Consider the following 16776-nt stretch of genomic DNA (forward strand, 5'->3'; position numbering starts at 1 on the left):
AATTAATATAATAACGTATATATTTTAAATTTTGTAAATAACTGGCATTTGCAGTATGTGGGTAGTTTGTTATAATTAACTCACATAAAAAATATATTGATGTATATTATTGCCAGTTGTATATATTGTTTTATAAAAAAACATCAATACATATTAACCTATCAAAGGAGAATTGATTTTATTATGAGTACACATAACACAAAAGAACCAAAAAAAATGAATAAAACCGAGTTTATAGCATTTATGACCGACCATGGTCATAATCATAAACATGCTTCACATAAAACATTAACAAAAGCTGAAGCCGAGAAAGCACTGAATTTAGTTCTTGATAGTGTGATTAGTGCTATAAAGAGCCACCATAATATTAATATAACAGGTTTCGGTTCATTTGAAATACATCATAGAAAAGCACGTGAGGGTCGTAACCCAAAAACCGGAGCAAAAATGAAAATAGATGCTTACAATCAACCTACTTTTAGAGCCGGCAGAAAAATGAAAGAAGCTTGTAATTAAAGGAAGTAACGTATTTACAGTACTAATAATTTCCGAACCCCGTTACACGCTTGCGGGGTGACACTAGAAAAACCAGCTCATGCAATAATGCTCTGCAAAAGCCGGAATGATATAGAATACTTCTTAAGTACAATTCATAATGATATTACAACCATTGATAATTGAACGCCTAGAGTTTAACTTAAAACATAATAAGCTATACAATAGTTGGCTTATCGAAGCCGAAAATATAGAGCAAGCTTTAAAAGATTTAGAAGAGTTTATATATATTAAGCTTTTTAAGAATAGCATTCCTCTTGACAACAATCCTGATTATCATTTCATCGCTAGGGAAACTTCAGCTACATCTAATGCTAAAAATATTTCTATTGAACAAATAAGAAAATTACAAGACTTCTTAAGTAAAACTTCTGCAATTTCAGGTTATAAAGTTGCAATAATTTATTCGGCAGAGCTTATGAATTTGAATGCAGCGAATTCATGCTTAAAAATTCTTGAAGATGCACCAAAGAATAGTTACATTTTTTTAATTACTTCAAGAGCTGCAAGTATTATTTCTACAATTAGATCAAGATGTTTTAAAATTAATGTTAGATCATCTATCCATCATACTAAAAACGAATTATATTCCGAGTTTATTCAGTCGATAGCAGATAACAAAACGTTAGATTTTATTCATCGCTTTACTACTAAAGACCGAGAATTATGGCTAGATTTTATTGATAATTTATTATTATTAATGAATAGAATCCTTAAAAAATCTGCCAACGTTAATATTGAACTTCTAGATTTGGAAAATAAGATTTTTAATAAACTATCAAATAGACACCCTTCATATTTACTGCAAAAATTTACCGACATAAAAAAGTTAATATATAATACCATTGATTATGATTTGGACTTAAAAACAAGTTATATATTAGTGGTGAATGAGTTTTCTAGTAATTAATACGATATCACTACGTTCCTTTCTATGTTATCCATAAAACAACAAAATATATTGAGATACTCCTTTTTTTTAATAGTTAATAGATATTCAAGATAGAAAGCGGCTTTCCTCTAGAATATAAATTTAATTTATGTTTTATTTTGACTATTGTTCATTTACTCGTAGTATATATTAGGTTTTAGGAACTTTATAAATTAAATTATTTGCATGTTTAAAACTTTAACACAAAATTTAACGAAGATTTTTGATAAGCTAGTTAGCTCAGGCATTTTGACGGAAGCCCAAATAGATGCTGCTATGCGGGATATAAGAGTGGCTCTTTTAGAGTCAGATGTTGCATTACCGGTGATAAAAGATTTTATAGCGGAAGTTAAACAGAAAGCTTTAGGGCAGGAGGTTATTAAGTCTGTTTCACCTGGACAGATGATAATTAAAATTATCCATGAAGAGATGATCAATCTCTTAGCTTCAAGTAAAAGTGAGACAAAGCTAAATTTAAATTCAAAGCCGCCCGTAAATGTCCTAATGGTAGGGCTGCAAGGGAGTGGTAAAACTACGGCGAGTAGTAAGCTTGCTTTACGGCTTAGAAATCAAAATAAGAAAGTTTTACTTGTTTCTTTGGATACGTATAGACCGGCCGCACAAGAGCAACTCGCTATACTTGCAAACTCAGTACAGATTAATTCATTACCTATTGTGCAAGGTGAGAAACCCCTCGATATTGTCAAAAGAGCTATTGCCGAGGCTAAAATTTCTGCTTATGATGTCGTAATTTATGATACGGCAGGTCGTACACAAATTGATAAAGCGATGATGGAGGAAGCGCTTGCAATAAAAAAGATAGTGGAGCCTACAGAAACTTTGTTAGTAATCGACAGTATGACAGGGCAGGATGCAGTAGTTACGGCAAGTAGTTTTAATGAAAAGTTAGCAATTTCAGGATTAATTTTATCTAGAATTGATGGCGATTCCAAGGGTGGTGCAGCACTCAGTGTAAAATATATTACTAAAAAGCCGATTAAATTTTTAAGTAGCGGTGAAAACCTAATTGATTTAGAAGAATTCGATGCTGAACGCTTAGCTTCTCGAATACTGGATATGGGTGATATTATCTCTTTTGTTGAAAAAGCAGCTAGTATTGTTGATAGAGAAGAAGCCGAAAAAACGGCAGCTAAATTAAAAAAGGGTAAGTTTGATTTAAATGATTATCTTCAGCAAATGAGAAGTATAAAAAAAATGGGAGGTTTTGGAAGTATACTTAGTATGTTACCGGGTAGTGGTAAAATTATGGATCAAATAGATCAATCAAAATTAAATAGTAAAATAATTGAACATCAAGAAGCAATTATTTTATCTATGACGCCAAAAGAACGTAAAAATCCCGATATAATTAATGCTTCTCGTAGGAAACGTATAGCTGTTGGAGCAGGCACTACGGTACAAAAGGTAAATATTTTGCTAAAGCAATATAAACAAATAAGCGAGATAATGAAAAAAGCCAGTAAAATGAATCCTAAAAATCTATTACGTAGCGGAATTGGAAAATTGTTTTCTTGAATTTATATTATATCTACATTATGTCATTCCTGCGAAGCGGAAATTCAGTCAAGCATATAAAAACAAGTGTTTGTATGGTTATTTTATCAAGTATGTAACTTCTGTAGCAATATTGAGGTTATTTTTCTGGATTCCCGCCTATGCGGGCATGACATCGAGTAGGTTTTCCGATCCATGCAACAATGCCGACTTGATTGCGGGATCCAGTTAAAAATACTAAAATTATATGGATCCTGTGGTCAAGCCACGGGGTGACCTTTTCCTTAAGTTGACACCCATGCGTCTTCGCAGGAATGACATCGACGGTTTTTTTTAAACTATCCAGTAGTATAATAAGTAACACATATTGACCTAGTATTAAATTTAATTAATTTTTAATTTCAAAGCATTTGCAAAAAATGTATAAATATTGATCAAATAATTGGCACTATCTTTTAAATCACTCCCACTACCATGCCCACTATCTACACTTCCTAGAAAGTAAGTTTTAGTATTTGGGTTTTTCTCAAGCACATACTCAAAAATTCTTCCATGTCATGGGTGTACACGCTGCTCTAATACTGAAATCTGTAATTAACACAGCTTGGTATTTTTGCGTTAAAGATAAATTCTCTAGCGGTGCATATTTTTTGATATGTACTAAATCTTCTACTTTGGATCACTATATTCTCTGTACCCCATGAATGTTCTGCTCCAAATTCTTTATATCGTATCGTATCAAGTATCGGCACTTCACATGCTATAGCTCCAAATAAATCAGGACGCTGTGTCATTGCAACACTTACTAGCAATCCGCCGTTATTTCCTCCTTTAATTCCTAAATACTCAGGACTAGTAATATTTTGCTTTATTAAATCCTCTGCTACTGCAATAAAATCATTCAAGCCGGTTTGACGTTTTATGCCTTGAGTCGTCTTATGCCACTCAGGACCAAACTCGCCGCCACCTCTAATATTAGCAAGAACACTAACCCCGCCATGTTTAACCCATACTTCATTTTCCATGCGAGAGAAATATGGAGAGTTGATTACTTGAAAACCGCTGCATGCTTCAAGTAATGTTGGATTCTTACAATCTTTGTACCTTTTTTATAGACAATAAAATATGGTATTTTAACTCCATCCGAGCTTGTAGCTTCCTTTTGATCTACAACATAATTTTTGCTATCAAACGGATATAAAGGCTTTCTAATAACTTTTAATTCATGAGTTTTATCCCATAAATAGATAGTGGGAGGAACTATAGAATTTTCTATAGTAATTAATGCATCTTCTTCCTCATCATCAGACAACATACCAAAAATTGTATTTTCATAAGACAGTAAAGTTACCGGTTTTGTCCATTCATGATTTTCTAATGTAAATGTTACTACTTTTGAAAATAACATTCTCATAGCTAGTTAAAAATACCGTATCTTTAGTCATTCCTACGAGATACAATACTTCCCTCTCTGTTGGGGTAAATAATATTTTTAAGCTAGCTTTATCGCTCTCTTCTTTTAGAAGATCAGCGTAGTGTATGGCAACAAGTGAACCTGCTCTATATTACTATCTTTAAATTGCCAATCGGAATGCAGTAGCCAAAATACATATGCTTTAAAAGAACCTTCAGGTATTGCATCTGATGGCATATTTATTTTTTGTAATTTTAAGCTCTCATCTTTAGTATCTAAAATATAATTATCGTAATTATAAAAAGCCTTATTTGCAGATATAAATATTAAAGATGAAGAAATATTATTGGTAAAAGCTTACTGGCTGATACACGTATATAATTCTTTGGTATTTCAAATAGTTTTTTGGCTTTCTCTATAGGTTCTCCTCGCTTCCATATGTAGAGCAAGCTAGGATATAAAGAGTCAGTCACTTCCTCTTGATGCAAAACTGGATAAATATAATAGTATCTTGATCAACCCAAGTATGGACAGTAAATTTACCTTCTAGTAATTTCCTGCTACTTGTTTTTGGTTCAAAACCATTGTTTACAAAATCTTTTTCTCTAAATCCCATGCTCTAAAAAACATCTCATCCTTACCGCCAAATGACATGGTAATTAAGAAACGATTAGGATTTTGAAAACAATCACTCCCACCTCTATACATTACTTTTTTACCGAGTTTTTTGGATAATTTATCAAAATCGATTAGAACTTCCCACTTTGGTTTATCTTTCGAGTAATTCTCAACCAATGTCCTACGCCATAACCCTTGCGGGTTTTTATAATCCATCCAAAAATTATACACGTAACCTTTACGTATAGCACCAAAAGGAGTGTTTCTTTGATCATAGCAAACAGATTCTAGTTCTTTCTTAACTACCTTATAAGTAGGCATAGATTGGCAAGCCTTTGCTGTTTTATCAGTACGCTCTTTTGCCCATTTTAGAGCTTCAGTTTCTTCTAGAAATTTAGTGTTTTTTGGGTTATATATTTGTTCATTATTACTTCCCATAGCTTGAACACAAAAAATTATAAAATAGTGGGTAATTTTTTTTATTATTTTAATAATATCTATTAAATTAAAAGCTTTATTTAAAGTTTTCTTTGAATTAGAATAGTATTTTATCATACACCTTGAATAACATCAAAGAAAATGCTAGGTTTTGTGGACATTGCTAAAAAGATTTAATTTTGGTTATTTTTTGCTACAAATTATAACCAAAATTAAATCTTTTTAGCAATGTCCACAAAACCTAAGTTAACACTAGCAAAAATACAAAATATGAGAGTTATGGCTAATGATTTAAGTATTTATATTCATTGGCCTTTTTGTTTGTCCAAATGTCCGTATTGTGATTTTAATTCTCATGTAGCAAGTACTATAGATCATAATCAGTGGCTTAAATCTTATGAAACTGAAATCGAATATTTTAAGGATATTATTCAAAATAAATATATAAAATCTATTTTTTTTGGGGGCGGTACTCCCTCTTTAATGAATCCTGTAATAGTTGAAGGAATAATAAATAAAATCAGTAATCTAGCAATTATTGATAATCAAACCGAGATAACTCTAGAAACTAATCCCACATCATTTGAAACTGAAAAATTTAAAGCATTCAAAGCCGCCGGAATTAATCGTATTTCAATAGGAGTGCAATCCTTAAAAGAGGACGATTTAAAAAAATTAGGTAGAACTCATGATTGTATGCAGGCCATTAAAACAATTGAGGCGGCAAATATGATTTTTCTACGAGTGTCATTTGATTTAATATATGCACGTAGCGGTCAGACATTAAAAGACTGGCAAGAAGAATTAAAACAAGCTATGCAGCTCGCTACCTCACATATTTCTCTTTATCAATTGACTATCGAAAAAGGTACGCCGTGTTATAAATTATTTAAGGAGGGTAATCTGATTTTGCCGCATTCAGATGCGGCAGCTGAAATGTATGAATGGACTAATCATTATCTAGAATCTAAAAAGTATTTTAGATATGAAATATCCAATTATGCTATGATAGGGTATGAATGTTTGCATAATTTAACTTATTGGAATTATAATAGCTATTTAGGTATAGGCCCCGGAGCTCATAGTAGAATCATTGAATCTTCAAGTTCGGTATCGGCAATTATGATGTGGCATAAACCTGAAAAATGGTTAGATGCGGTTAAAACAAAAAATGTTGGTATTCAAACTAATACTAAGTTAACACATCAAGAGATTATTGAAGAAATGCTAATGATGGGTTTACGCCTTAGCAAAGGTATAAATATTTCTACATTAGAGCAGAAATTAAACACGAAATTAGAGAATATTTTAGATATGAATAATCTTAAGCATTATCAAGCGTTAGACTTAATTAGACTAGATGAAAATATCTATCTTACCGACAAAGGTTTAATGCTGTATAGCTACATAGTACCTAGATTGATTATATGAAAATTATTCAAGTAATTTTAAAGTTTATAATTATTTTTATTATTGCTTCTATTCATGTGATGGAATGTAAACTTGAGTTTAAAAAAGATATATGTGAATGGTGTTGAGTATGATTAAAAAGTCGAAAATCCAATTACACCGATAGCAAATGCTATTAAAGCAGATAATATTGATGAAGTAAAAAAATATTAGATTAGGGATATGGAGTAAATCAACCATACTTGGGCTGGACTCCTTTAGATTATGCTATATCGAATAATAATATAAAAATTGCCGATTTTTTATTAAAGTGTGGTGCACTTATGAATTTAATCCATATAAATATAGGATTTATGAAGCCGGAAATTGCCAAACTTTTAATTAATCAGGGAATAAGTCCTAATTTAAGATATGAAGACGGTATTACCGGAATGATGCTACTAGCCGCAGAAAGAAATAATATTGATTTAATAAAACTTTTGCTTAAGTTAGGTGTTAATCCTAATGTTCAAAATTCTAAAACCGGAATGACTTCCCTTACATCATCATATCTTAATGTTGAACCTACTCGTATTTTATTAGAATATGGAGCGGATCAAAAAATTAAAGATTGCAAAGGGAAAAGAGCTTGAGATTAGATAGCGGTGGATGCTAATAGAACTTTACATGTTTCTGACGTAGAATACTATACTGCTTTATTTGTTGCTCCATTTAAAACTAAACTGAAAATTATAAAAGAAAGAAATAGCATAAAGACTCAAAACAAAGAAAAGCAATAAAAAAGCTTCTCAATTCTCACCGTTAAATTTTTGTAGCGTTTCTATTTATACTTCACAAGTTAGAATAAAAACCTATCTTAATTTTCTGCCTTATGTTCTATCTCTGTCATTGCAAGAAAATTGCATAGCAATTGACGAAGTAAGGAAGAGAAAAAATTCTGATTTACAGAATTTTTTTTATTATTTTTTGGGGAGTGCCATGCAGTCTACGACTGCGATGTTGTTAGCCCGATTAAGATATCTTGGTAGCTCAATTGATTTAATATATCTTTAAGGCTAATATATACTATAGGTAGATTCTCATGTCCTTTATGTACAATCCCCCAAATTAAGTAGTCAACTATAGGAGATAAGTTATCACTCTTCTTGGTCATTTGGACGGTATGCAGCATTTACATGCCAATCTCAATCATTATACGGTGTTGAGAGCTATGTTCATTATGCGAATTACGTCTTGGTGCTACTGCTCTAATAATATTCTTATCTTCTTTATATAATATAGGCAAACTACCAATTATCCCTATTACTCCATACATATGACAAATTAATTCTTCTATTCCGCTAATCTGTACCTCACCCGTCATAGGGAGTCATTATATTATAATTTTTTTGATCGATATTTTTTATATGTATAATTTCTGCATTATTATTTACGGCATCTTTAATTTCTTTTGTATAATTTACATATTTTGTATCTACTAAATATAAATCTTTGTTTTCTTTCAACCAGCTAGTTAATCTAACGATTTTATTGTTTAAATTTTCTAATGTTGCTATACAAGTTTTTTCATCTGAAATTTTCCTCCAAACATCATAGCACGCATTATTATAGTCAATATTAGTATCTTCAATGATGAAATAATCCCCTTCTTCAAAAATATTCTAAAATACCTATAGTATTGATATGAGTATCTTCTATTCAAAGTATAGGATGTACTATTTCAGATATTTTTTCTTTTGGGAATATTGCCTCTACTTTATTAGAATCACCTTGTAAAAATTCTATGCTATTATCTTCTTTTTGATAACTATATTTTAATTTCGCTTTTCCTTGGATTCCCGCTTTCGCGGGAATGACATAAAACGCATTTTTCAATTCAGACAACAATGCTTATAGTTGCTCGCAATGACAATGTCTGGTCTTAGTTAGCAATATCATTAAGATAAATATACTTCCTTATCTAAAGTATCTTCGCTGTTATCTATAATCATAGTAATTGTTGCATCGCCGGTAATATTGATAGTAGTACGTAGCATATCAAGTATTCGGTCAATACCAGCAATAATTGCTACTCCCTCTATAGGTAAGTGAACCGAAGAAAGAACCATAGGAAGCATTATCAAAGAGGCACCGGGAATACCGGCACCACCGATAGATCCAAGTGTTGAGGTGAGAATAATGACTAAATAGTCGTGAGGAGCAAGCGTTACTCCCATCATCTGAGCAAAAAATATGGTGGTAAGAGATAAATTTATAGCAAAGCCGTCCATATTAATTGACGCACCTATCGGAAGTACGAACGAAGTACTAGACTCTGAAATGCCAAGCTTTGCACGACAAACTTGCATAGTAGTTGCAAGAGTTGCCTTACTGCTTGAAGTAGAAAAAGCAAGTATCTGATACTCAAAACTTTTCTTATAAAAAGGTATAGGTGAAACACGACAGAATACACATATAAGTAAGCCAAAAACTAGATATTGGAATGTCATCGCCACAACTACCGCTACAACAAGTTTTGATAAACTAATCATTACCTCAACTCCCTGCATGCCTACAATCCAGCCTGTTAAAGCGAAAGCACCGTAAGGGGATAATTGAATAACAAACGATATCATTTTTAATATTAATTTTGACATTACATGCATTAAATCAGTAATAGGTTCACCGATAGATTTCATTTTGTTTAAGGTAATTCCAACAAAAATAGCAAAAAATACAACTTGTAAGACATCACCGTTTGCAAAAGCCCCAACAGCATTATCAGGGACGATATTTACAAAAAAATCAATTATATTAAATGAAGTTCTGTTTGTCGTTCCTGAAGAGGTGAAATCTATATGTACGCCTACTCCTGGCTTTAATACTAAGGCAACAGTGAGTCCAAAAACCGTGGCAAAAAAAGTAGTACCTAAAAAAGCGGCTACCGCTTTCATGCCCACTCTACCAAGGGCAGAATTATCATTTATACTAGTGATACCGGAAACCAAACTGAAGAAAATTAAAGGAGTAATGATCATTTTTATCAAACGTAAGAAAATATCACCGATAGGTTTAATATAATTAACATATTGTGGTAAGTATATACCAAATATAATACCTAAGATTAACCCTAAGGTAACTTTTTGCCATAATTTCATAATTTACTTACTTAATTTTTAAATTTACTCAACTATAAGTTTATTTATTATTTTGATTAATCCACTTTAAGTACTTTTGAAAGCCATAGTCAATATTTATTTTTATTATTTGTGGTAATTCATAATTATGAATTTCAAGGAGTTTATTTTCAATTTCATTATAATTAGAAGATTTTGTTTTAATTACAAGTCTATATTCAGTTTCTAAAGTTACTCTACCATTCCATCTAAAGTAACTTTTGACATCGTCAATTTGAATGCAGGCAGTAAGATTTAATTCTAACAAAACAGATGCTATTTTCTCGGCAATTTGGAAATCATTAGTAGTAGTTAAAATTAAACAGCAATCTTGCATGCCTAAACCTCAACAAAACAATTCGGTGTTTCATATAGTTTGAGGCTAGTTACGAAGCAGTTTTGACTTACGAAAAGTTTAGGAAAAATTTCATTCTTTAAATGCATCGCTATATTTTCTGCAGTCGGGTTATTTTGCATGTAATATATTTTTTGACCGGTACAATTTTCTATTTGCTGCCCCATTTCCTTATCGTCTTGATGTAGGATTAAGCTATGATCAAAATTTTCATCAATCCATTTTTTAGCTAAATCCTTAATTAAACCAAAATCGATTACCATACCAAGTTTATCGGTTTTGTTTGCGGCTATAGCGATTTCAAGAACATAGCGATGACCATGCAGGAATTGACATTTATTTTGATGTTCTATAATTCTATGTCCTGCATCGAACTCAATACGACGAGTACATTTTATCATTATTATATACTTCCTTTCTTTGAATGATTTTTCTTTTTTTTCAAAGAGTAAAAACGGGACCACGTCATTGTGAGGAAAATTACGAAGTAATTGACAAAGCAATCTCAGGAGTTTGTTATGATTTCATGAGATTGCCACGCAGCCTACAGCTGCTCGCAATGACAATTTTTTACAAATTTAACAATAACTTTTCAGGATTCTCAATAAGCTGCTTAATTTTTACCAAGAACGATACTCCTTCTTTCCCGTCAATTATACGATGATCGTAAGATAAAGCTATATACATCATCGGACGTATTTCAATTTTACCGTCTATAACTACAGCTCTTTCCTCGGTTTTATGTAAGCCTAGAATACCTGATTGAGGAGGATTAATAATTGGTGTAGATAATAATGAGCCATATACGCCTCCATTAGAAATCGAGAATGTCCCACCTGACAAATCAGCCATAGAAAGCTTACCCTCACGAGCTTGTTTAGCCAAAATTCCTATAGTTTTCTCCACTGCGGCAAATCCCATTTTATCGGCATCCCTAACAACCGGTACAACAAGCCCTTGCTCTGTTCCGACAGCTACACCTATATCATAGTAATTTTTATATACTAAATCATCGCCATCTATTTCAGCATTTACCGACGGAATAAGCTTTAAAGCTTCAATTGTTGCTTTAACAAAGAAAGACATAAACCCAAGTTTCACAGCGTGCTTTTTCTCAAACTCTTCTTTATATTGATTACGCAAAGCAATTACTTTTGACATATCGATTTCATTAAAAGTAGTCAAAATAGCTGCTGTATTTTGTGAATCTTTTAAACGCTGTGCAATAGTTTTACGCAAGCGTGACATACGAACACGCTGCACTCTTTCTTCATTAGATTTACTGATTGCAGGAGCAGAAGTAGTCGTAGTGTTTATTGTTGCAAGCACGTCACCTTTGGTAATTCTACCGTCTCTACCTGTTCCTTTTATATTATTGGGGTCAAGCTTATTTTCGGTAACTAATTTTTGTACAGAAGGAGCAAGAGTATTATTAGCCACGGCAGGTTTTTCTGAAGTATGTTGTGTTACTGCTTGAGCTTTAGCAGATGCATTATTAGTACCGGTAGTATTTGCAGATGCTCCTTCATTTATTTCACCTATTTCTTCGCCAACTGTTACATTTGCACCGTCAGTTTTCGATATTTTACCTATAGTACCATTGCAAGGAGCATGAACTTCTAAAGTCACTTTTTCGGTTTCGATTTCTAACAGTAATTCATCAGTTTTAACCGAATCGCCTTCTTTCTTATACCATTTGGCAATAGTTGCTTCCGTTATGGACTCCCCAAGCGACGGTACTATAATTTTAACTCTCATAATTTATTTTACTCCTATATTTGTATAGCATCGCCCTGTATAGTTTTATCGTCATTGCGAGAAGACGCTATAAGCGTCGACGAAGCAATCTCAGGCAAATTCCTGAGATTGCCACGCTTCTTTTAGTCGCTCGCAATGATGATTATTAGGCAATACCCTAAGAATCATATTCCCAATGCTGTCATTAATAGCTTCTTTTGCTGTTTATTATGTGCTTGCAGCGAGCCTACTGCTGGAGAGGCTGATTCCTCTCTACCTACATATTTGAATTCATTTTTAATTCCTGCTTCTTTTAAAGCATCCTTTAAGTGAGCAACTATATAACACCAAGTTCCCATATTCTTTGGTTCTTCCTGACACCAAATAAATTCCTGCGTCCTATTATATTTTTTTAATAGTGATGCTACAAGTTTTTTTTCAAAAGGGTATAATTGCTCAAGCCTAATAATCGCTATATTACTGTTATTGCCACGCATTTCAAATAGATCGTAATATACCTTACCGCTGCATAAAATTACTTTAGTAATATTGTTTGTATCTACTTTAGTTACTTCATCTAAAACTGGTAAGAAAGTAGTATTTTCACCTAGTTCGTCAAGTTTAGATACGGCATATTTATGACGTAATAATGATTTCGGCGACATTACGATTAACGGTTTACGGGTATCATCAAGTATTTGGCGACGTAGCAGATGGAAAATCGAAGCAGGGGTAGTAGGGTATGTAACATACATATTATTCTCAGCCGCCAGTTGTAAGAATCTCTCAAGTCTTGCCGAACTATGCTCCGGTCCTTGTCCCTCAAATGCATGAGGTAACAAAACCACAAGCCCGCTCATACGAAGCCATTTAGTTTCGCTGCTTGAAATAAACTGGTCAAAAATAATCTGAGCTCCATTAGCAAAATCACCGAATTGTGCTTCCCATAAAACTAAATTTTTTGGGTTTGCGAGTGAATAACCATACTCAAAACCAAGCACCGCATATTCAGATAAATTACTATCGGCTACCTCGTATTTTGCTTGTTCTTTAGATAAATTATTTAGAGGTATATAGGTAGTACCATCAATTTGGTTGTGCAATACTGAATGACGATGCGAGAAAGTACCGCGTCCCGAATCTTGTCCGGTTAGCCTTATATTTGTGCCTGAAGCAAGTAAGCTTGCAAAAGCTAGCTGCTCTGCCGTCGCCCAATCAATAGGTTGATCAGCTGTTAGAGTGGCTTTTCGAGCTTCAAATAGTTTTACAAGTTTTGGATTAACGGCAAAATCTTTCGGTATTTCGCATAGTTTAGTGCCTAAATCGTGTAATGTTTTTTTACTGATACCCGTTATTGTAGCTTGTGTACGAGTACGAGAAATACCTTGCCATAATCCGCCTAAGAAATGTGCTTCTTGCTTATAACTTTTTGCCTGCTCATATTCCTTATCTAGTTTTGCTTTAAATTCTTCTTTTAACTTAGCAAAATAATTATTGTCGATTACACCGCTTTTTACTAACTCATTTGCGTAAATATTTCCAGGGGTCAGTTTGTTTTTAATAATGTTATACATCTTGCCTTGAGTATACATCGGCTCATCGCCCTCATTATGCCCATATTTACGGTAACAAATAATTTCTACTACAACATCCTTACCAAATTTCTGCCTGTATTCTACCGCAATATTGGTGGCTTTTAACACTGCTTCTATATCGTCACCGTTAACGTGTAAAATCGGGGCAGCTATGATTTTAGCAAACTTCGTAGAATATCTACTAGCTCTAGTATCTGCAGCGTTAGCCGTAAAACCTAACTGATTATTAATGACGAAATGCAATATCCCGCCGATATCATAAGCAGCTAAAGGTGACATTGATAGACTCTCGGCAACCACGCCCTGACCGCAAAAAGCAGCATCGCCATGCACTAAAATAGCTTTGACTTTGCTGCGTTTAGTATCTCCAAGAATATCTTGCTTTGCTCTTACTTTTCCTGCAACTATAGGATTTACCGCTTCTAAATGTGAAGGGTTATCGGCTAGCGACAAGTGTATTTTCTTATCCTCTAGAGTTCTATCGGACGAATAGCCTAAATGGTATTTTACATCGCCTGAAACATTTAGCTCATCAGGAAATACGCTGCCGCTTATGAAGCCAGCAATAACGGCTTTATATGGCTTACCTACTACTTTAGTTAGAGTGTTTAATCTCCCTCGATGTGCCATACCGATAATGATTTCTGAGACGCCCTGATGCATGGAGAAATCTATAGCTTTACTCATAGCAACTATAGAAGCATCACCACCCTCAATGGAAAAACGCTTAGCTCCGGGAAATTTTGTATGTAAATACTGCTCAAACCCTTCTACTTCTACTAAATCGTTTAAAATAGTTTTTTTGTCTTCAGAAGAAAAGGTAACTTCGCTTTCTAGCTTATTATATAACCAGTTTTTTCCTGCTACATTTTCTATTTGCTCAAACTCTACACCTATAGAACCTGTATAAACTTTATCGAACTTGGTCACTAATTCAGATAATTTACAGTTCCAAGTACCGACAAATTCATCCGTAATGTTGATATTTGCTTCTAGCTGACTGCTATCAAGACCAAAAGTTTCTATATTAAGCTTTAAATCATTTTTTGTTTTACGTATCTCAAGACCAAGCGGATCAAGATTTGCTAAATAGTGAGCATGCTTGCGATAAGCATTGATCATTTCCTTAGCTTTTAAACTATTTAAGTCTTCAGAAGATAAATTATTATTTAACGATTCTTTTTTTATTTCATCAGGGATAATTATTTTTGCCGTACTTTTATTGAGTAAAGTATTATTATCCTTAATGCCGGCAAAAAATTCTTGCCAAGTTTGATCAACCGAGGCAGGGTTGGCTAGATATTGCTTATATAGCTCTTCAACAAAAACAGCATTCCCGCCAAATAAATAATCTGTTGTTTTAAAGTCTTCTTCCATATTATTATTTGTATTGTTTAGTTGTTGTCATAAGCCGTCATTGCAAGCGACTGCAAGGAGCGTGGCAATTTCAGCAATTCTTCCGAGATTGCTGCGTCAATTACTGCGTAATTTCCTCGTAACGATTTTATTACTATAAATACTTCCCTTCTAAATATCTTATATACACCTCAGGGCTGATTTTTTCCTCACCACTAGCACTTTTTAATAAATCGGCTGAATTTTTTAACGAACCGAGATTTCTAAAATTCTTATTTAGATAATTATTTAGATTACTAAAATCACCCTTTAATATATCATCTTTTATATTTGAATGCATCTCGTTTACTTTTTTCATCACCATTGATGCGATAATTGCACCGTTTGTATAGGCGGGAAAGTAACCGAAATTTCCGTGTGACCAATGAATATCTTGAAGACAGCCGTTACTAAAACTTACCGGTTTAACACCTAAATATTCCTGCATCTTACTATCCCAACAGTTTGGTAATTCATCGAGATTCAAGTCGCCATTGATAAGCATTTCCTCTATCTCAAAACGTAATATTACGTGCATCGGATAAGTTACTTCATCTGCATCTACTCTTATAAAATCAGGCGTCACTCTTGTAATTTTTCTATATAAACTTGCTGCTGAATATTCTTCGCTTTTAACAGCAAATTCGTCTCTAAGTAGTTTAGCTAAAAATTCGGTAAATTCTCTTGATCTACCTACTTGCATTTCCATAAATAAAGATTGGCTTTCATGGAATGCCATACCTTTAGCAAGCCCGACAGGCTGCCCTTTATACATTTCCGGTAGATTCTGCTCATATAAAGCATGTCCTGTTTCGTGAATAATTCCCATTAAACCGCTTATGAAATTATCTTTATCATACCTAGTAGTTAAACGTATATCGTTTGGAGTTCCACCGCAAAAAGGATGCGTCGATTCGTCTAATCGTCCTTTTGTTAGATCAAACTGCATAATTCCTATAATGCGTTTTCCGATACGCTTTTGCATTGCAGGAGCTAGTTTGCTGTGTTTTACTAGTTCTTTCTCGGTTTTCTGTTTGTCTAAAACTTTATTTATGAGCTGCGGGAGTTCTTTTTTAAGTACTGAAAAAACTTGTTTGATCTCGCTACTTTTTCTGTTTGGATCAAACATATCTATTAATGAGTCGTATAATCCGCAATTAAAAGCATCTGCTCGTACTTTAGCAACTTCTTTCGTATAATCTAAGACTTTTTGTAAGTGTGATTTGAATAAATTATAGTCGTTATGTTTTCTTGCTTCTCGCCAAACAAGTGCGGCTTTAGTAGTAGCTGCTACCAATTTCTTTTGTAGCTGTTCGTCAATACAATTTGCATCTGTTACTTTTCTCTCAATCTCTCTAATATTACCATTCTGCCATTCATCAAGGTTCTTTGATTCTTCTTTTGCCTTGCTAAGTAGCTCGTTTAGAATAGGAGATTTGAGCATAGAATGCACTAGCGACGTTAAAGTTACTATTTCGTTTGTCCTACTCTCACCTGAACCCATAGGCATATTTACGTCAACATCCCAGTATAATATGCTCAAGATATTATTAAAATGTGAGATGGTTGCAAATTCGTTTTCTAATTTTGTGTAGTTGTTGTTCATATGTTCCCTATTATGTCATTCCTGCGAAAGCGAGAATCCAGTAAAACCTATT

At 33.3% G+C, this 16776-nt stretch carries 13 protein-coding genes and 2 pseudogenes; 5 read left to right on the plus strand and 10 right to left on the minus strand.

Annotation, left to right across the window (positions count from 1 at the left end; all coding sequences use genetic code 11):
* The first annotated feature begins 183 nt into the window (after positions 1 to 183).
* From ABVF33_RS05650 to ffh, 3 genes are all read left to right on the plus strand, one after another.
* A complete protein-coding gene (locus tag ABVF33_RS05650; RefSeq protein ID WP_004996579.1) occupies positions 184 to 516 on the plus strand; it encodes an HU family DNA-binding protein in 333 nt (110 codons plus the stop codon).
* Between the two features lie 139 nt (positions 517 to 655).
* Positions 656 to 1465: a DNA polymerase III delta subunit-related protein gene (locus tag ABVF33_RS05655; protein ID WP_010976879.1), complete on the plus strand. Its 810-nt coding sequence runs from the start codon at positions 656 to 658 to the stop codon at positions 1463 to 1465.
* A gap of 207 nt (positions 1466 to 1672) precedes the next feature.
* Positions 1673 to 3022, plus strand: coding sequence for a signal recognition particle protein (gene ffh, locus ABVF33_RS05660; RefSeq protein WP_499706598.1), 1350 nt, complete (start codon positions 1673 to 1675; stop codon positions 3020 to 3022).
* 363 nt (positions 3023 to 3385) lie between these two features.
* Here ffh and ABVF33_RS05665 read toward each other — a convergent pair.
* Positions 3386 to 5516 (minus strand): annotated as a pseudogene (locus tag ABVF33_RS05665) (prolyl oligopeptidase family serine peptidase).
* A gap of 183 nt (positions 5517 to 5699) precedes the next feature.
* Between ABVF33_RS05665 and hemW the strand changes: the two are divergent.
* Positions 5700 to 6902 (plus strand): radical SAM family heme chaperone HemW, encoded by a 1203-nt coding sequence (gene hemW / locus ABVF33_RS05670; RefSeq protein WP_499706599.1) that lies wholly within the window; start codon positions 5700 to 5702, stop codon positions 6900 to 6902.
* 221 nt (positions 6903 to 7123) lie between these two features.
* A complete protein-coding gene (locus ABVF33_RS05675) occupies positions 7124 to 7513 on the plus strand; it encodes an ankyrin repeat domain-containing protein (RefSeq protein WP_499706600.1) in 390 nt (129 codons plus the stop codon).
* Between the two features lie 353 nt (positions 7514 to 7866).
* Here ABVF33_RS05675 and ABVF33_RS05680 read toward each other — a convergent pair whose 3' ends face one another.
* From ABVF33_RS05680 to ABVF33_RS05720, 9 genes and pseudogenes are all read right to left on the minus strand, one after another.
* Positions 7867 to 8034, minus strand: coding sequence for a hypothetical protein (locus tag ABVF33_RS05680; protein WP_227780008.1), 168 nt, complete (start codon positions 8032 to 8034; stop codon positions 7867 to 7869).
* Between the two features lie 31 nt (positions 8035 to 8065).
* Positions 8066 to 8254: pseudogene (locus tag ABVF33_RS05685) on the minus strand (hypothetical protein).
* A gap of 325 nt (positions 8255 to 8579) precedes the next feature.
* Entirely contained in the window at positions 8580 to 8765 is a 186-nt protein-coding gene (locus tag ABVF33_RS05690) for a hypothetical protein (protein ID WP_499706601.1), read from the minus strand.
* A gap of 53 nt (positions 8766 to 8818) precedes the next feature.
* On the minus strand, positions 8819 to 10018 hold the full coding sequence (locus ABVF33_RS05695) for a dicarboxylate/amino acid:cation symporter (protein ID WP_499706602.1): 1200 nt from the start codon (positions 10016 to 10018) through the stop codon (positions 8819 to 8821).
* A gap of 40 nt (positions 10019 to 10058) precedes the next feature.
* Positions 10059 to 10373, minus strand: coding sequence for a divalent-cation tolerance protein CutA (gene cutA / locus ABVF33_RS05700; RefSeq protein ID WP_499706603.1), 315 nt, complete (start codon positions 10371 to 10373; stop codon positions 10059 to 10061).
* Positions 10374 to 10375: 2 nt separating this feature from the next.
* Positions 10376 to 10792: a 6-pyruvoyl trahydropterin synthase family protein gene (locus ABVF33_RS05705; protein WP_499706604.1), complete on the minus strand. Its 417-nt coding sequence runs from the start codon at positions 10790 to 10792 to the stop codon at positions 10376 to 10378.
* A gap of 169 nt (positions 10793 to 10961) precedes the next feature.
* Entirely contained in the window at positions 10962 to 12149 is a 1188-nt protein-coding gene (odhB, locus tag ABVF33_RS05710) for a 2-oxoglutarate dehydrogenase complex dihydrolipoyllysine-residue succinyltransferase (RefSeq protein WP_499706605.1), read from the minus strand.
* A gap of 164 nt (positions 12150 to 12313) precedes the next feature.
* A complete protein-coding gene (locus ABVF33_RS05715) occupies positions 12314 to 15100 on the minus strand; it encodes a 2-oxoglutarate dehydrogenase E1 component (protein WP_499706606.1) in 2787 nt (928 codons plus the stop codon).
* Positions 15101 to 15233: 133 nt separating this feature from the next.
* On the minus strand, positions 15234 to 16724 hold the full coding sequence (locus ABVF33_RS05720) for a carboxypeptidase M32 (protein ID WP_499706607.1): 1491 nt from the start codon (positions 16722 to 16724) through the stop codon (positions 15234 to 15236).
* Between the last annotated feature and the right edge of the window lie 52 nt (positions 16725 to 16776).

The organism is Candidatus Rickettsia barbarica, assembly GCF_041477405.1.
Lineage (GTDB): Bacteria > Pseudomonadota > Alphaproteobacteria > Rickettsiales > Rickettsiaceae > Rickettsia > Rickettsia rickettsii.